This window comes from Pseudomonas sp. MWU16-30322, from assembly GCF_020515535.1.
Taxonomy (GTDB): Bacteria; Pseudomonadota; Gammaproteobacteria; order Pseudomonadales; family Pseudomonadaceae; genus Aquipseudomonas; species Aquipseudomonas fluorescens_H.
Map to the genome: position 1 here is coordinate 94359 of NZ_JAIWYL010000003.1, position 17963 is coordinate 112321.

General features: G+C 61.1%; 14 protein-coding genes. 4 read left to right on the forward strand and 10 right to left on the reverse strand.

Going from position 1 to position 17963, the window contains the following annotated elements:
* Positions 1-94 precede the first annotated feature (94 nt).
* The 8 genes from LCH64_RS06300 to LCH64_RS06335 all read right to left on the reverse strand — a co-directional run bounded on the left by LCH64_RS06300 (position 95) and on the right by LCH64_RS06335 (position 9120).
* Complete coding sequence (locus tag LCH64_RS06300; protein ID WP_226499775.1) at positions 95-1447, reverse strand: LLM class flavin-dependent oxidoreductase; 1353 nt, start codon at positions 1445-1447, stop codon at positions 95-97.
* Complete coding sequence (locus LCH64_RS06305) at positions 1447-2640, reverse strand: SfnB family sulfur acquisition oxidoreductase (RefSeq protein WP_226499776.1); 1194 nt, start codon at positions 2638-2640, stop codon at positions 1447-1449. Before LCH64_RS06305 ends, LCH64_RS06300 begins: the two co-directional genes overlap by 1 nt.
* A 35-nt stretch (positions 2641-2675) precedes the next feature.
* Positions 2676-3917 (reverse strand): SfnB family sulfur acquisition oxidoreductase, encoded by a 1242-nt coding sequence (locus LCH64_RS06310; RefSeq protein ID WP_226499777.1) that lies wholly within the window; start codon positions 3915-3917, stop codon positions 2676-2678.
* A 398-nt stretch (positions 3918-4315) separates the two neighbouring features.
* Entirely contained in the window at positions 4316-5086 is a 771-nt protein-coding gene (locus tag LCH64_RS06315; protein ID WP_003220605.1) for a hypothetical protein, read from the reverse strand.
* 472 nt (positions 5087-5558) lie between these two features.
* Positions 5559-6308 (reverse strand): L-cystine ABC transporter ATP-binding protein TcyN, encoded by a 750-nt coding sequence (gene tcyN / locus LCH64_RS06320; protein ID WP_103521961.1) that lies wholly within the window; start codon positions 6306-6308, stop codon positions 5559-5561.
* Positions 6309-6312: 4 nt separating this feature from the next.
* Positions 6313-6978 (reverse strand): cystine ABC transporter permease, encoded by a 666-nt coding sequence (gene tcyL, locus LCH64_RS06325; RefSeq protein WP_226499778.1) that lies wholly within the window; start codon positions 6976-6978, stop codon positions 6313-6315.
* Entirely contained in the window at positions 6978-7778 is an 801-nt protein-coding gene (gene tcyJ, locus LCH64_RS06330; RefSeq protein ID WP_123585657.1) for a cystine ABC transporter substrate-binding protein, read from the reverse strand. The genes tcyL and tcyJ overlap by 1 nt, the downstream gene beginning before the upstream one ends.
* A 343-nt stretch (positions 7779-8121) precedes the next feature.
* Positions 8122-9120, reverse strand: coding sequence for a D-cysteine desulfhydrase (locus LCH64_RS06335; RefSeq protein ID WP_226499779.1), 999 nt, complete (start codon positions 9118-9120; stop codon positions 8122-8124).
* 190 nt (positions 9121-9310) lie between these two features.
* Between LCH64_RS06335 and epsC the strand changes: the two genes are divergently transcribed.
* The gene (epsC, locus tag LCH64_RS06340; protein WP_003220610.1) at positions 9311-10237 is read left to right on the forward strand and encodes a serine O-acetyltransferase EpsC; all 927 of its coding nucleotides are present in this window, start codon (positions 9311-9313) and stop codon (positions 10235-10237) included.
* 424 nt (positions 10238-10661) lie between these two features.
* Positions 10662-12623 (forward strand): choline transporter BetT, encoded by a 1962-nt coding sequence (gene betT / locus LCH64_RS06345; protein WP_226499977.1) that lies wholly within the window; start codon positions 10662-10664, stop codon positions 12621-12623.
* A gap of 24 nt (positions 12624-12647) precedes the next feature.
* On the opposite strand, the gene LCH64_RS06350 is transcribed toward betT, so the two are convergent.
* The gene (locus tag LCH64_RS06350; protein ID WP_003220613.1) at positions 12648-12908 is read right to left on the reverse strand and encodes a hypothetical protein; all 261 of its coding nucleotides are present in this window, start codon (positions 12906-12908) and stop codon (positions 12648-12650) included.
* A 183-nt stretch (positions 12909-13091) separates the two neighbouring features.
* Complete coding sequence (locus tag LCH64_RS06355) at positions 13092-14129, reverse strand: LacI family DNA-binding transcriptional regulator (protein ID WP_226499780.1); 1038 nt, start codon at positions 14127-14129, stop codon at positions 13092-13094.
* 205 nt (positions 14130-14334) lie between these two features.
* Between LCH64_RS06355 and LCH64_RS06360 the strand changes: the two genes are divergently transcribed.
* Both LCH64_RS06360 and LCH64_RS06365 read left to right on the forward strand, forming a co-directional pair.
* The gene (locus tag LCH64_RS06360) at positions 14335-16560 is read left to right on the forward strand and encodes a TonB-dependent receptor (RefSeq protein WP_226499781.1); all 2226 of its coding nucleotides are present in this window, start codon (positions 14335-14337) and stop codon (positions 16558-16560) included.
* 1 nt (position 16561) lies between these two features.
* The gene (locus LCH64_RS06365) at positions 16562-17881 is read left to right on the forward strand and encodes an LLM class flavin-dependent oxidoreductase (RefSeq protein WP_226499782.1); all 1320 of its coding nucleotides are present in this window, start codon (positions 16562-16564) and stop codon (positions 17879-17881) included.
* The last annotated feature ends 82 nt before the right edge of the window (positions 17882-17963 follow it).

The window sequence follows — 17963 nt, forward strand, 5'->3', positions numbered from 1 at the left end:
TTTTGTGGTGTCTGGTCGGGCCTCATCGCGAGCAGGCTCACTCCTACATTTGGAATGCGCTCCCCCTGTGGGAGCGGGCTTGCTCGCGATGCTTTTAGCGGCGGTACGAAGAGCCGGTGTGTTGCTCAGGCAAATGCGCCTCACCGTGGAACAACTTCTCGCGCAGGCTGCCGTTGTCATACGCGGTCTTGTACGACCCGCGCCGTTGCAGCTCTGGAATCACCAGCTCAATGAAATCGACATAGCTTTCCGGGGTCACGATGCGCGTCAGGTTGAAGCCGTCGAGGCCGGTTTCGGCGATCCACGATTCCAGTTCATCCGCCACTTGCTCAGGCGAGCCGACCACGGTGATGTAGCGGCCACCGAGGGCGTGCTGCTTGAGTAACTTGCGTCGGGTCCAGTCGTTGTTCTGCAGGTTCTTGGTCGCGGACTGGATGGCATTGCTCTTGACGTACTGGATCGGTTCGTCGATTTCGTATTGGGAAAAGTCGATGCCGGTGGAGGCCGAGAAATGCGCGACGCCGGCCTCGGCGCTGGCATAACTCAGGTACTCGGCGTGCTTGGCCCACGCGGCTTCTTCGGTCGCGCCGACGATCACGTTGAGGCCCATGAACACCTTGATGTCCTCGGGATTGCGTCCGGCTTCGACGGCGCTGGCGCGGACCTTGTCCACCTGCACTTTGGTCGATGGCTTGTTCTGGCCGCTGATGAACACGCACTCGGCGTGACGCCCGGCGAACAGCAATCCACGATCGGAACTGCCAGCCTGGAACAGCACGGGTGTGCGCTGCGGCGACGGCTCGCAGAGGTGATAACCCTCGACCTGATAGAACTCGCCGTGGTGTTCGACCTTGTGCACCTTCTCCGGCTGCGCATAGATGCGCTGCTCACGGTCATTCAGCACCGCGCCGTTTTCCCAACTGCCTTCCCAGAGTTTGTAGAGCACTTCGAGGTATTCGTCGGCCTGATCGTAACGCCGGTCATGCTCAACCTGTTCGCGCAGTCCCATGGCCTTGGCGGCGCTGTCGAGGTAACCGGTGACGATGTTCCAGCCGACCCTCCCACGACTCAGATGATCGAGCGACGACATGCGACGAGCGAACAGATAGGGCGGCTCATACGTGAGGTTGGCAGTGAGGCCGAAGCCGAGGTTTTTCGTCACGGCGGCCATCGCCGAGACCAGCAGCAGCGGGTCGTTGACCGGCAACTGGATCGACTCTTTGAGCGTGACGTCCACCGAGTTCTGGTAGACGTCGTACACGCCGACGATGTCGGCGATGAACAGCCCGTCGAATAGGCCGCGCTCCAGCAACTGCGCCAGTTCGGTCCAGTATTCGAGCGTGTTGTAGCGCGTCGAGGTGTCGCGTGGATGCGTCCACAACCCGTGGTTGATGTGGCCGATGCAGTTCATGTTGAACGCGTTGAGCAGGATCTTTTTCTTGCTCATCAGATAGTGCCCCGCAGTGGCGGTTTTTCATCGTTGAGGTAGTAATTGCCCACCGCGTGATACTTCCAGCGCACCGGGTCGTGCAGGGTGTGCACCCGGGCGTTGCGCCAGTGGCGGTCGAGGCCGTGTTCGATCAGGGTCGCCTGACTGCCGGCCAGTTCGAACAGGGTGCTGCCGGCGGCGAGCGAGATTTCAGTGCTGATCGCCCGTGCTTCGGCGACGGCAATGGACGCGGCGGCGACGGTTTCGGCGTTGGTCTCGGCCTGGGCTTTGTCGAGGAACTCGCCAGAGCGCTCAAGCAGTGCTTCAGTGGCGTGCAGACGAATGCTCAAGTGGCCGAAACTCTTCAGGGTCAGCGGGTCTTCGGTGGCCTTGTCGTTGCCGGAGTCGATCCACGGTCGAGTCTTGCTGCGCACGAAGTGCAGGGCATCTTCATAAGCAGCGCGGGCGATGCCGGTATCGATGGCAGCGTGAAGAATCTGCGCCAGCGGGCCGACCGTGGTCGGGCGCTCGAAAGCACTCTGGAACGGGATCACGTCCTCGGCAGCGACATAGACGTCTTCGAACACCACCGAACCGCTGCCGGTGGTGCGCTGGCCGAAGCCGCTCCAGTCGTCGATCACCGTCAGGCCTAGGCTGTCACGCGGGACGAAGGCCAGTTGCTGCACGCCGTTTTCATCGACGACGGAAGTCGGGATGCGCTGCGCGTAGATCGCGCCGGTCGCATAAAACTTGCGCCCGTTGATGCGATAGCCGTCGCCGTCACGCTTGAGGCTGGTGACGCGGTCGTGAGCGGTTTTGGTGCCCAGTTCCGCCAGGGCGTTGCCGAAACGTTGACCGGCCAGCACCTCGGCGTACAGACGTTGTTTCTGCTCGTGGCTGCCGTTAACGCGCAGCACTTCGAGGGCGTAGAAATGGTTCTGCGGAATCTGTCCGAGGGAGCCGTCGGCCTGAGCGATCAGGGCGATGACTTTGGCCAGGGTCACGTTGGACACACCGGCGCCGCCGTATTCCTTGGGCACGCTGATGCCCCAGAGGCCGGAGCGGGAAAACACGTCGAGTTCCGGCAGTGGCAGGCGGCGTTCACGGTCGCGCACGGCACTGTCGCGTTTGAAATCTTCGGCCAGGTCGCTGGCGACAATCAGGGCTTGCTCATCGCTGGTGATGACCGCGACGGGATGGGAAAAAGTCATGGGTTTCTCCAGGCTCTTGAGAAAGTGTGCGGTCGTCAGATCCAGGAATGGCGAGCCGGCAAAGTGCCGTTCAGGCGATAGGCGCCGACCGCGTGATACTTCCAGCGCACCGGGTCGTGCAGGGTGTGCACCCGGGCGTTGCGCCAGTGGCGATCAAGGTTGAATTCGGCGAGGGTGGCGCGGCTGCCGGCCAGTTCGAAAAGCTTCTCGCTGGCGAGCAAGGAAATCTCGGTAGTCAGCACTTTGGCCTCGGCCACGGCAATCGAGGCGCGGGCGGCGGACTCGGCGGTGAGCGGTGCAGCATGCACCTGATCCAGCACGTGCCCGGCCTTGCGCAGCAACGCTTCAGCGGCGTGCAGTTCGATTTTCAGTTTGCCGATGTCGGCGATCACGTAGAGGTCATCGCTGGCGCGGTCGACCTTGGCGTCGATCCATGGCCGCGCGCGGGTTTTGACGAATTCGATGGCGTCGTCGATGGCGCCACGGGCGATGCCGGCGTCGATGGCCGCCTGAATCAGCTGCGACACAGCGCCTTGGGTATTCGGCTTCTCGTTGATCTTCCAGTTGTCGACGACCAGGCTCGACTCGACGTGCACGTTGTTCAGCAGAATCGTGCCGCTGGCGGTGGTGCGCTGACCGAAGCCCGACCAGTCATCAACGATGCGCAGACCCGGGGTGCCACGGCGGACGAAGGCCAGCACTTGCTTGCCGTCGTCATTGAGCGCTTTGACCGCCACCCAGTGCGCGAACAGCGCGCCGGTGGAGTAGAACTTCTGGCCGTTGATCACGTAGTCATCGCCGTCGGCGGTGATGCGCGCTTTCAATTCCAGAGTATTTTTGGTGCCGCGCTCAGGGCCGGCATTGCCGATGCGCCAGCCTTCCAGAACACTCTGGAACAGCTGCTTTTTCTGCACCTCGGTGGCGCTGCCGAGTACCAGGTTGATGATGCCGAACTGGTTCTGCGGGATCTGTCCCAGCGCCGGGTCGGCTGCGGAAATGATCGCGAATACCTCGGCCAGGGTGACGAATGAAACTTGTGGGCCACCGTATTCGCGCGGGATCGCAATGCTGCCCAGACCGCTGCGGGTGAACTGTTCGATTTCCGACCATGGCAGCTTGCGCTGGCGGTCGCGTTTGGCGGCCTGCACACGGGCAACCTGCGCCAGTTCGTGGGCAGCCTTGATGGCTTGGGCGTCGTTGCGCAAGACCTGCGCGGGCAACAACAGTGGGGCGATGTCCAGATCAGACTGGACGTTTGCATCGGCCAGACTGGACATCAATGCCGCTCCTTGGCTGCACGCAATGCCCTGGCGATCTGCACTGGGGTGATTGTGTTCCGGACCATACTACCTACCTCACATCTCATGAAAAACGCCGCAAAAGTGCGGCGAACGAAAGAATGTCCGGTGGTCCGGTTCATATACCCTAAGCGTGTATAAATATTAAATAAACTAACTTTTAGGAATATGTATAGAAGGGGTGGTGGTCGGGTTGGTTAACAACTTTGTTTCGGTGACTGGAGTCTGTGGCAAGGACGCTTGTCGAATCCTCGCACCGTCCCGTTCGGCTGCGCAGCAGTCGCGAAACCTGATCCCACCTTTCATTTGAATGAACGCGGTGCGCAGGTCTGGGGGCGCTTCGCACCCAGCGGGAGCAAGCTCCCTCGCCACAAGGTTCAGCGTTCTTCTTGGCGCGATTCAGCGGCTTTCAGCTCCTGGCGCAGCGGCACCTTCAGATAAGGGTTCACACAGCCGATCTTCAGCGTTCGAGGCGGTGCCCAGCGCGAGTTGTTGCCCACCCAGTCGAGGACGCAATAGGTCACGTCCAGGCGCAGATCCTCACCTCCCTCGACGATCACCGCCGGTGGCACCCAGACCTGGATCGGCAGGCCGATATCGGCGGCGGTGATCGGTGCCAGGTCCATTCGCACGTCGCCCCAGCGCAAGGTGATTGCGTCATCCTCGGCCATGTTCAGGTAGGGTTCGATGGTCAGGGGCACACCGCGTTTGATCTGATTGGGGTTCACGCCCTGACGGCGGATGGTGTCGGGAAACGTGACTGGCGCGAGTTGCTGATTTTCATCACCGCACAACGGCGAAGGCTGGCCGCCGGGGCAGTCGAGCTTGACCTGTACCCGGGTTGCCGCCGACAGCGCCGGTCCCTGGCCGATCTGCATCACCCGATAATGAATCCGCGCGGTGCCACTGGCGATGAAACTCTCCGGCACCCGCAGGCTGACCGTTGCGCCAAGGTCTTCACTGGTCAGGACCCGCGAGGCGACGTAACAGTTGTTCCAGAACAGTTCGATCAGATCGCCGACGTCCATGCCGGGGTAGGGCATGACATCAATCAGCAAGTGCGCGGCAGCGGCCAGGTTGATGGCGTTTTTCTGCGCGGATGCGAGGTTCGGCGCTGCCAGTTCGGGGGTAGGCGAAGTGCGGGTCATCGGGTTCTCTCCTTGAAGTCTTGCGGCGAAGTCCGTTTCTTGAAAAAACAAAAGGCGTGATGAATCGGTAATGCAGCCATGAACTTTTGTTTGGGCTGAGTACGGATTGATTCAACTAATGGGTGCCGGTTGGCGACTAGATAAGAGCGTGCGGGAAAGAGTGTCAATAGAGAGCCTTAGTTAATCCATGAATTACGGATTAATCAGAAGCTTCCTACGCTGATGAGGCATGCTGCCTAGCGTTGATTGCGAATGGAACTACGGTTTTTCGCGAGTTTTTGCGATTTTTGTGCGGGCTCATCCAGTTCATTTCACAGGCACGCAAGCGCGCATCAGATTACTTGTATCTGTTGCAGAACATATATGAATTGTTTTGACAGGTTTAAGGCTGGAGCGGTTTAGATGTTTTTTTCAAATCGGGGGAAGTATAACTTCCATCCATGGAAGTTAATGATGCAAAACAATGATGTTCTCAGGCGTGATTCAGAAACTTGCTGAGAAACTGTTGGGTGCGCTCTTCTTTCGGGCTGGCAAACAATGCCTTGGCTTCGCCTTGCTCGACGATCACGCCCTTGTCGAAAAACACCACACGGTTGGCCACGTCGCGGGCGAAACCCATTTCGTGGGTGACGATGACCATGGTGCGTTTTTCTTCAGCGAGACCGCGAATGGTCGCCAGCACTTCGCCCACCAGTTCCGGGTCGAGGGCCGAGGTTGGCTCGTCGAACAGGATCACTTCCGGCTCCATCGCCAGCGCCCGGGCAATCGCCACGCGCTGTTGCTGACCGCCGGACAGACGACGCGGATACGCATCTTCCTTGCCGGCCAGACCGACCTTGGCCAGCAGCTTCATGCCCAGGGCAACGGCTTGCTCGCGCGGCATCTTCTTGACCACGATCGGCCCTTCGATGACGTTTTCCAGTGCGGTGCGGTGGGGGAACAGGTTGAAGTTCTGGAACACGAAACCCACGTGCTGGCGCAGGTTGCGCACCAGACTCTGCTGCTGGCTCAGCGGGCGGCTGGTATCGATTTCGATATCGCCGACCTTGATCCGGCCGCTGGTGGGTTGTTCAAGGAAGTTCAGGCAGCGCAGGAACGTGGTTTTACCCGAACCGCTGGGGCCGATGATGGCCACGACCTCGCCTTCCTTCACCTCAAGATCGATGCCTTTGAGCACCTCTTGACCCTTGAACTGCTTTGTCAGTTTTTCCACGACAATCATGGGGTCAGGACTCCTGGTCGTGCCGATTGACCCGCTCTTCCAGCTTGTTCTGCAGGTGCGACAGCACCGAGGCGAGAATCCAGTAAAGCAGTGCGGCACTAAGGTACATGGTGAAAATTTCGAAGTTACGGGCGCTGATCAACTGCGCTTGACGTAACAACTCCGGCACTTGAATGGTGGCAGCCTGTGCCGTGTCCTTGACCAGTGAAATGAAGCTGTTGCCCAACGCCGGCAATGCCGTACGCATCGCCTGCGGCAGGATGGCCCGACGCAGGGTTTGCGCGCGAGTCATGCCAATGCTCGCAGCGGCTTCCCACTGACCACGTTCAATCGAACTGATCGAAGAGCGCAGGATTTCACAGATGTAGGCCGCCATGTTCAGCGAAAGGCCGATCAGGGCAGCCGGTATCGGATCGAGTTCCACTCCCACTTGTGGCAAGCCGTAATAGATCACGAACAGTTGTACCAGCAACGGTGTGCCGCGGAAAAACGACACGTAGATGCGGGCAATCCAGTTCAACAGCTTAAAGCGTGACAGGCGCATCAACGCCAGGCCGAAGCCCAGCAGGAAGCCGAAGAACATGCCACCCAGGCTGAGGATGACGGTGAAGTACATGCCCTTGAACAAAAAGGGCAGGGCCTCCCGTACGATTTGGAAAGTTTCTTCCATTATTTTGTGACGTCAGCGCTGAAGTACTTTTCCGAAAGCTTGGCCAGCGTGCCGTCGGCTCGCAGCTTTTCGATAGCCTTGTTCACAGCAGCAAGCAATTCAGGCTCGCCTTTGCGCAGGGCGACGCCGGCTTCCTGGCGAGAGAACGGTTCGCCTGCGGCAGTGGTGTCCTTGGCTTTGCGGGCGTATTCCAGTGCGGCCAGACGGTCGATCAGGATGGCGTCGATACGGCCGACACGCAGGTCCTGGAACTTGGTCGGATCATCTTCATAGGTGCGCACGTCAGCGGTTGGCACGTTAGCCTTGACCCACTGTTCGTAGTTGGTGCCCAGGCCTACGCCGACTTTTTTGCCGCCCAGGTCGGCAGCGGTCTTGATGTTCAGGTCGGCGGCTTTTTTGGTCAGCACCAGCGCTTGGATTCCGGAGATGGTGTAGGGCTCGGAGAAGTCGTACTTCTTCTTGCGCTCTTCGGAGATGGTCACCTGGTTGATGACTGCGTCCAGACGTTTGGATTCCAGTGCGGCGAGGATGCCGTCCCATTTAGTCGGCTGCAATTTGACCTTGACGCCCAGCTCTTTGGCCAGCGCTTCGGAGAACTCGACTTCGAAACCGGACAGCTTGCCGTTCTCGTCAACAAAACTGAACGGTGGGTAAGTGCCTTCCAGGCCGACGTTGATAACGCCTTTGTCCTTGATCTGTTGCAGTTGCTCACCGGCGGTTGCCTGGCCGATCAGGCCGGCGCTCAGTGCAAGGCCCAGCGAACCTACCAGCAGATTGCGACGTAGTGCGGAAAAATTCATGACAAGCCCCTGTGTTTTCTTATGGAAGACGCTTAAGGAAAGTTGGCGAATCCGGGATTTGAACGACTGCGTTATCGTGCCCTAAAGCAGCTTATGCGTCTTGCCCGAAATTCGCCTGCGGCGAGACTATAAGATGTCTGCTTTAGACTTGAAAATACTTAATATCTAATTTGATATTCGTATATGGAATATACGGCATTTACCTGTGGCGAGGGAGCTTGCTCCCGCCCGACTGCGCAGCAGTCGCAATACCTGGCACCAGGTTTCAACTGCAAAAACGCGGAAGCAGGTTTGGGGCGCTGCGCGCCCCAGCGGGAGCAAGCTCCCTCGCCACAAAGGCGCTTCAACCGCTCAAAGCGTCCTTGTAGGCAAACAACGCCGGCGCCCCACCGGTGTGCAGGAAGATGATCGGGCCATCGTCGAAACGCTGGCGGCCGATCCCGTCGAGCAACCCGGCCATGGCCTTGCCGGTGTACACCGGGTCGAGCAGCACCGCGTCCTGACTGGCCAACAGTTTCACCGCCGCCAGGGTCCCGGCATTCGGCTCGCCGTAACGCGGGCCGAAGTATTCGTCCCACAACTCGACCTTGAAGCTCTCCGGCAATTTCACGCCCAGCAGGTCTGCCGTGCGTTCGGCCAGGCCCTGCACTTTTGGTCGCTGATCGTCCTCAGTGCGCGATACGGTCACGCCGATCACTGGCAATTTCGGCAGTGCTTCGCTCAAAGCCAACGCCAGACCGCTGTGGGTCCCGGCGCTGCCCGAGGCCAGCACCACGGCAGCGAAATCGAGGCCTGTGTCCTTGATCTGTTCCGCCAGTTCCAGGCCGGCACGCACGTAACCCAGTGCGCCGAGGGCGTTCGAGCCACCGATCGGTACCAGATACGGTTTCTTGCCATTGCTGCGCAGGCGCACGGCGAGGGCGGCGAGTTGTTCGTCGGCGTTATCGAGGTTGTCCACCAGCTCGACCTTGGTGTCGAACAGATCCAGCAGCAGGCGGTTGCCGTTGCCGGTGTAGTTGCTGTCGTCGGTGCCCAGCGGATTTTCCAGCAGCGCCACGCACCCCAGGCCGAGTTTGGCCGCCAGCGCGGCGGTCTGGCGCACGTGGTTCGATTGCAGGGCGCCGGCGGTGATCAGCGTGTCGGCGCCCTGGGCGAGGGCATCGGCGGCGAGGTATTCGAGTTTGCGCAGCTTGTTGCCGCCCATGGCCAGCGGCGTCAGGTCATCGCGTTTGATGTACACCTCGCGGCCCAGCCAGGCGGACAGGCGTTCAAGTTTTTCCAGCGGCGTGGGTTGGCCGAGCAAGTCGAGACGGTTAAAGCGATCCAGCTGTTGTTTGATCATGAGCCCGTACTGGCGGAGAAAGATGACAGGACTATAGGCACGCCGTTTTACCGGGGCAACCGTGAATCGCTTATAGCCAAATGTGCTTAGCCCAGCACTATCGGTTCTTAATTCGCCTTCGTTGGCATGCCGTAAAGTAGTCGCCGTTGACGCGGCCCGACCGTCCGGCCGCCCGTGAGGAGTCTTTACCGTGAGCGAGCGTTCCAGCCATTGGCAATTGCAGACCATCGTCAGCCAACTGCGTACCGCGCGGGATCAGTGGCGTACCCAGAATGGCCGGGCCAGCGGCGAGCAGGGTGGCCGTGAGTTACCGTCTCGCGCCGCGATGGCAGAGATTCTCGAGGCGCTGTGTGGCGCGTTGTTCCCGATGCGTCTGGGGCCGGTGGACCTGCGTGAGGAGAGTGAGGACTTCTATGTCGGGCATACCCTCGATGCAGCCCTGAATGCGTTGCTGGGGCAAGCGCGGCTGGAGTTGCGTTATGTCGCCCGGCACAGCGCTCAAGGTGACGCTGACGTCGAAGCTCAGGCGATCCGCATCATCCAGGACTTTGCCTTGGCCTTGCCGGGCCTGCGCAGCCTGCTCGATACCGACGTGCTGGCCGCCTATCACGGTGATCCGGCGGCGCGCAGCGTCGATGAAGTGCTGCTCTGCTATCCAGGGATTCTGGCGGTGATTCACCATCGTCTGGCGCACCATTTGTATCGCGCCGGGTTGCCGTTGCTGGCGCGGATCAGCGCGGAGATTGCGCACTCGGCCACCGGTATCGATATCCACCCGGGCGCGCAGATCGGCCGCAGTTTCTTCATCGACCACGGCACGGGTGTGGTGATCGGCGAGACCGCGATCATCGGCGAGCGGGTGCGGATCTATCAGGCTGTGACTCTCGGGGCCAAGCGTTTCCCGGCGGATGAAGACGGCCAGTTGCAAAAGGGCCATCCACGGCACCCGATTGTCGAGGACGACGTGGTGATTTATGCCGGGGCGACGATTCTCGGGCGGATCACCATCGGCCAGGGTTCGACCATTGGCGGCAATGTCTGGCTGACGCGCAGCGTGCCGGCGGGGAGCAACCTGACGCAGGCCAATCTGCAGCATGATGACGGCACGCAGAAGTAAGATTTCCAGTTCGTTTGTGGCGAGGGAGCTTGCTCCCGCTGGACTGCGCAGCGGTCCCAATCCGGCGTTAGTCGCAATTGGGAGTCCTGCGGCCTCCAGCGGGAGCAAGCTCCCTCGCCACAATTTCCGCATCGAATCAGGTTGATGGCATTCAGCCAATTCTGCATTGAACGAATCCCCTCAAACCCGCGTCATACCCCTCCTTGGGCTACTGTAGGAAAACTACCGCTTGGCCCTGCGATTAGTCCTTAGCGCCCTATCCATGTTTAACTTGAACGTTCATTCAAGTTAAACCGGTGGTTCGCTGCCCGCTCACAACAGGAGGCTTGCCTTTGCTGAGTCCGATCATTTCAGCCACGTTTCAACCCCTCGAGGTGCACGTTTCATGAGTGCATCGTCTACCCCCGCCAGCGGTCTGGTACGCATGAATCCGCCGGTGTTCTACTTCGCCGCGACGGTCATTCTGCTGTTTGGTCTGGTTGTCATCGCCATGCCGGAGCAGGCCGGTGCCTGGCTGCTGCAAGCGCAAAACTGGGCGGCCAACACGGTCGGCTGGTACTACATGCTCGCGATGACGCTGTATCTGGTCTTCGTGGTGGTCACCGCGTTATCGGGCTACGGCAAGATCAAACTCGGTGCCGACCACGACGAACCCGAGTTCAGTTACCTGTCCTGGGCCGGCATGCTGTTTGCCGCCGGGATCAGCATCACGCTGTTTTTCTTTTGTGTCTCTGAACCGCTGACGCACATGCTCCAGCCGCCACAAGGCGAGGCCGGCACGGCGGACGCGGCGCGGCAGGCGATGCAGATTCTGTTTCTGCACTGGGGCCTGCACGGCTGGGGCGTGTTTGCCTTCGTCGGCATGGCGCTGGCCTATTTCGCCTATCGGCATAACCTGCCGCTGGCCTTGCGTTCGGCGCTGTATCCGCTGATCGGCAAACGCATCAACGGCCCCATCGGTTATGCGGTGGACGGCTTCGGCATCATCGCCACGGTGTTCGGTCTGGGCGCCGACATGGGCTTCGGCGTGCTGCACCTCAACTCCGGTCTCGATTACCTGTTTGGCATCGCGCACACCCAGTGGATTCAGGTCGGCCTGATCACGCTGATGATGGGCGCGGCGATCATCGTCGCCGTGTCGGGTGTGGATAAAGGTGTACGGGTGATGTCCGACATCAACATGCTGCTGGCCTGTGCGCTGCTGCTGTTCGTGTTGTTCGCCGGCCCTACCCAGCACCTGCTCAACACCCTGATCCAGAATCTCGGCGATTACCTCGGCGCGTTGCCGATGAAGAGTTTCGACCTCTACGCCTACGACAAAGCAAGCGACTGGCTCGGTGGCTGGACGGTGTTCTACTGGGCCTGGTGGATCGCATGGTCGCCGTTCGTGGGCCTGTTCATCGCGCGGATTTCCCGTGGTCGGACCATCCGTGAATTCGTCTTCGGCGTGCTGTTGATTCCGCTCGGTTTCACCCTGGCGTGGATGTCGATCTTCGGCAACAGCGCCATCGATCAGGTGCTCAACCACGGCATGTCGGCGCTGGGTATGTCGGCCATCGACAACCCGTCGATGACCCTCTACCTGCTGCTGGAAACCTACCCGTGGAGCAAGACCGTCATCGCGGTGACGGTGTTCATCAGCTTCGTGTTCTTCGTCACTTCCGCCGATTCCGGCACTGTGGTGCTCTCGACCCTGTCGGCCAAGGGCGGCAACCCGGACGAAGATGGGCCAAAGTGGCTGCGAGTGTTCTGGGGCGCGATGACTGCGCTGGTGACCAGTGCGCTGCTGTTCTCCGGCAGTATCGATGCACTGAAGTCAGCTGTGGTGCTGACCTCGCTGCCGTTCTCGCTGATTCTGTTGCTGATGATGTGGGGGCTGCACAAGGCGTTCTATCTGGAATCGCAGAAGCAGATCGCGCAACTGCATTCGCTGGCACCGGTCTCCGGTTCGCGGCGTGGCAAGGGTGGCTGGCGCCAGCGTCTGAGTCAGGCGGTGCACTTCCCGTCGCGCGACGAGGTGTACCGTTTCATGGACACCACGGTGCGTCCGGCGATCGAAGAAGTGACGGCGGTATTCGTCGAGAAGGGCTTGAATGTGGTCACGCAGCCGGATCCGGCGCACGACAACATCAGCCTGGAAATCGGCCACGGCGAGCAGCATCCGTTCATCTACCAGGTGCAGATGCGCGGCTATTTCACGCCGTCGTTCGCCCGGGGTGGCATGGGTTCCAAGCAGCTCAACAACCGCCGCTATTACCGCGCTGAAGTGCACTTGAGCGAGGGCAGTCAGGACTACGATCTGGTCGGCTACACCAAAGAGCAGATCATCAACGACATCCTCGACCAGTACGAACGCCACATGCAGTTCCTGCATCTGGTGCGTTGATCGGCAACTGAGCGCCGGGACGTTTCACGACTCGGCGCTCAGCACCATGAACAACACCATCGCCGCCATCGGCACCCCGAACACCGCGCTGCCCACCGCGATTTCCGACCCCAGCGGCTGCCCGGCATGCACCACCCCCACCGCACCATTGATCACCGTCAACGCCAGCCACAGCGCGGCGAAACTGTAGGCCAGCGTTTGTCGGCTGAAGCCAACGCGCTCGCCGATGTAGAGCATCAGGGCGAGCAGGACCAGACCGAAGAAGATGATGATTGCGGTGTGCATAGGCGTGCCTGCGGGTCATGCGGTGCTTGATCGGACGCCTTCGCGGGCAAGCCCGCTCCCACAGTGATCTCGGTCATTCACAGATTCTGTGTACAACCAAAATCCTGTGGGAGCGGGCTTGCTCGCGAAGGGGCCACCTCGGTGTTACTTGGAGCATAGCCAATCCAGCCTAGGCCATTTTGGTCAGGTGCTCTCGCGCTCGATCACCTTGCACTGCAACAGATTCAGGCGCTGCACCTCATCGCTCGGCAACACCCCAAGGCTTTCCAATACTCGCGTTGCCGCCAGCACGCCGATCTCCAGTGCCGGTGGTTTGATCGTGCTCAGGCTCGGCAAAAGCATTTCGGCGAACGGGTAATCGCCGAAGCCGAGCACGGCGCAGTCTTCGGGGATCTTCAGGCCGGCGCGTTGCCCGGCGAGCAGGCCGCCGGCGGCGAGGTTGTCGTTGGCGAAGATGATGGCGTCGGGGCGGGGTGAAGCGTTCATCAGTGCTTCCATCGCTTGCTTGCCGGCTTCGAATGGCGCGCGGTCGGCGTCCGGGGCGAACACCCACGGCTGCAGTCCGAACTCGCGCACGGTGGCAGAGTAACCATCGCGGCGTTCCAGTGCGCTGAGGTCGCCGGGGGCACTGTTTTGCACGAAGGCGATGCGGCGATAGCCTTTGCCGTGGAGATATTGTGCAGCCGTGACGCCGACTTCGTAGTGCGAGAAGCCGATCTGCATCGGCTCGCGATCCGGCTGGTAATCCCAGGTCTCGATCACCGGAATCTCTGCCTCGGCGATCATCTTTTCCGTGCCCGAACTGTGGAAGTGGCTGGTCAACACCAGCGCCGCCGGCGACCAGCCGAGAAATGCGCGCACGGCGTTTTCTTCCTGCTCGGTGCTGAAGTAACTCGACGCCAGCAGCAGTTGATAACCGTGGCGGCTGAGGGTGTCGCTGAAGCCCTGGATGGTGTTGGCAAAGATCGGCCCGGAGATGTTCGGAATCACCATGCCGACGATTTTGCCCCGCGCCGAGGCCAGCCCGCCGGCCACCAGGTTCGGCACGTAACCCAACTCGGCGACCACCGCCGCAATCCGCTCGCGGCGCTCCGGCGAGACGGTTTCCGGCTGATTGAAATAGCGCGACACGGTAATCGCCGACACCCCGGCCTCGCGCGCTACCGCATTGAGGGTCACGCGTCCGGCGCCACGGCGTTTGCGGGGCTTTTCCTGGCTCAAGGCTTGATCCTTCTTAAAAACCAAAACGCATATAAAAGTAATTTTTCAGTATTGGACGCTCTATGCCGAGCTTGCCGATACTGGCGATGTTAGCGCTAACAAAGCGCATTGTCTGCTACTCGCTCGAGCGAATGCCCAAGACACCGATTCAGGCGCTGTCGTCGCAGAACGGCAGTGGTTCAGGGCCAATTTCGAGCGGGCAAACATGCACAACATTCCTGGGGCGACACACACACTGGCGCAGTCGATTCGCGCCGCTGGCTGGATCCTTACCGGGCTGGCGGCGTTGCCGCTGCCCACTGCGTTCGCCGCTGACAGCAGCGATCAAGAGCCGACCCTCAAGTCCGTCACGGTCACCGCCACCCGCCGCGAAGAGTCGTTGCAGAAGGTGCCGGTGGCGGTTTCGGTGATCGACGGCGAACAACTGGAGCGCGACAACCGCAATGGCGTGGCGAGCATCGTCCAGCAAGTGCCGTCGCTGAATTTCCGTACCGGTGCGTCGAACAAGGACACCTCGTTGTTCGTGCGTGGCGTCGGCACGATTTCCACCTCGCCCGGCGTCGAGCCAACGGTGGCCACGGTGATCGACGGCGTGGTCTACGCCCGTCCCGGTCAATCGACCCTCGACCTGCTGGATCTGGAGCGCGTCGAAGTACTGCGCGGCCCGCAGGGCACGCTGTTCGGCAAGAATGCCTCGGCCGGTGTGCTCAACATCACCAGCAAGGCGCCGACCAACGAGACCCACGGCTACATCGACCAGTCGTACTACAGCGGCAACGAAAGCCGCACCCGCTTCGGCATTGGCGGCAGCCTGATTCCGGATACGTTGAAGGGCTCGATCAGCACCCTGGTCAGCAGCTACGACGGCAACGTCGACAACAAATACAACGGCCAGGAGGTCAACGGCTACAACCATCGCGGCGTGCGCGGCAAGCTCGAATTCACCCCGAATGACGACGTCACCTTCACCCTGATCGCCGACTACATGCAGTCCCACGACGACGGTCCCAACGGCGTCGTCAGCAAGTCGCTGACCCCGGCCTTCGCCAACGCGCTGAGCCCGGTCTATGCGAGCAACCACAACCGCGACATCAACACCGATACCCGCACCCACGTCGAGGACACCAACAAAGGCCTGTCCGGTCAGCTCGACTGGCAACTGGGCGATTACACCCTGACGTCGATCACCGCGTGGCGCGGTTGGGACAACACGCAATATCAGGACGGCGATCGGCTGAGCACGATCACCACCGCGTTCCCCGGCACCGCCGACAAGGGCGATCTGGCCTTCGATCAGTACTCGCAGGAGCTGCGCCTGGCCTCGCCAAAAGGTGAGTTTCTTGAATACGTCGGCGGCCTGTTCTACATGCACGGCAAGGATGACGAGACCTACCAGCGCACCCTGACGACGCCGACCAGCGTCAACCGTGGCGTGGCTGACTACAGCACCACCAGCGACAGCTACGCCGCGTTCGGTGAGACCACGCTGAACTTCACGTCGGCTTTCCGTGGCATCGCCGGCCTGCGCTACACCCACGATGATCTGGAATACGATCACCGTCGTGTCTCGACCTCGGCGACCACGGTCAGCGGCATCCAGCCGGCCACCAGCAGTTCCGGTTCGGTGGACGAGGACGGCTGGTCCGGCCGCCTCGGCGTGCAGTACGACCTGAGCGCTGCGGTCACCACGTACCTGACCTACTCGCGCGGCTACAAAGGCCCGGCGTACAACGTGTTCTTCAACATGCAGCCGCGTGACACCGAGGCGCTAAAACCGGAGACCTCCAACACTTGGGAAGCGGGGATCAAGGCCACCAGTTGGAACAACCGGCTGACCACCAACCTCGCCGTGTTCCATAGCGATTACGACAACTATCAGGCGAACTTCTTCGACACCGTCGCCGGGCAAGTGGTGACGCGCCTGATCAACGCCGGCAGCGTCAGCACCGAAGGCGTCGAACTCGATTACGCCTTGCAGGCGACCCAGCAACTGAAGTTCTCCGGGGCGCTGGCCTACACCCGTGCACGCATCGACCAATTCAGCTGCCCGGCGGGCGCGGCGGCGTCGTGCAACGTCAATGGCAAACCGTTGCCGTTCAGCCCGGACTGGAAAAGCTACGTGCGCGCCGACTACACCATCCCACTGGAAAACGGTCTGGATATCGAGCTCGGCACCGACTACAGCTGGCAGAGCGAAGTGCAGTACGACATCAGTCAGAACGCCGATACCAAGCAGGGCGCCTACGGCATCTGGAATGCCAGTGTGGCGCTGGCCGATTACAGCAACGGCTGGCGCGTGGCGCTGCTGGGCAAGAACCTCGCCGACAAGTCCTACTCGCCGCTGCTGGCCAGCGGCGGCAACTACATCTACCGCGCCGTGCCACGGGATGACGAGCGCTACTTCGGCGTGCAACTGCGCAAGGATTTCTGAGATGAGCAGACAGCTGAAACTCGGCGCCTTTCTCATGGCCACCGGGCACCACGTCGCCGCGTGGCGTCACCCGCAGGTTCCGGCGAATGCCGGGCTGGATTTCGCCCACTACAAGCGTCTGGCGCAGATTGCCGAGGCGGCGAAGTTCGACACGCTGTTCGTCGCCGACAGTGTGGCCGCGCCGACCCAGGACATCGCCAGCCGCATGGCGCGCTCGGATCACTTCGAACCGCTGACCTTGCTCTCGGCCCTGAGCGCGGTGACCGAGCACATCGGCCTGATCGCCACGGCGACCACCAGCTACAACGAGCCGTACCACGTGGCGCGTAAATTCGCTTCGCTCGATCATCTGTCGGGTGGCCGCGCCGGGTGGAATCTGGTGACCTCGGACAACGCCGCCGAGGCGCTGAATTTCGGTCGCGACGAGCACATCGGCCACGCCGAACGCTACAGCCGCGCCCGCGAGTTTCATCAGGTGGTCACCGGGCTGTGGGACAGTTGGGAGGACGATGCCTTTGTGCGCGACAAGGCCAGTGGCGCGTATTACCACCCTGCGAAGCTGCATGTGCTGGATCACGTCGGCGAGCACTTCCGGGTCAAGGGGCCGCTGAATGTCGCACGCTCGCCGCAGGGGCAACCGGTGATCGTGCAGGCAGGCTCGTCTGAAACCGGGCGTGAACTGGCGGCGCAGACCGCTGAGGTGGTGTTCACCGCGCAGACTTCGCTGGCCGGAGCGCAGGCGTTCTACGCCGACCTCAAGGGCCGCTTGGCCAAGTACGGGCGCAGCGCCGATTCGCTGAAAATCATGCCGGGGGTGTTTGTCGTCGTCGGCCAGACAGAAGCCGAAGCGCAGGAAAAATGTGAAACGTTTCAGCAATTGGTCGAACCGGAGGTTGGCGTGGCGTTGCTTGGGCGTATGCTGGGCAACTTCGACTTGTCGAAGTACCCGCTGGACGGACCGCTGCCGGCGTTGCCGCTGACCGACAGCGGCCAGCAGAGCCGGCAGAAATTGCTGACTGAACTGGCAGGGCGGGAGCATCTGACCCTCGCCGAATTGGGCCGCAGGATTGCCGGTGGGCGCGGGCATTACAGCCTGGTGGGCACGCCGGCGCAGATCGCCGACCGCTTGCAGGAGTGGTTCGAGCAGGGCGCGGCGGATGGCTTCAACGTGCTGGTGCCACATCTGCCGGGCGGACTCGAAGACTTCGCTAATGGCGTGATCCCGGAACTGCAGCGGCGTGGGCTGTTCAGAACCGAGTATGAGGGCCGGACCTTGCGCGAAAACCTGGGCCTCGCCCGACCGCAAAACAGATTTGTGTAAACACCCTGTGGTGAGGGGATAAATCCCCTCACCACAATATTGGGATTCACCCTCAATTTGCTGGCAATCAAACAAGAGAGGA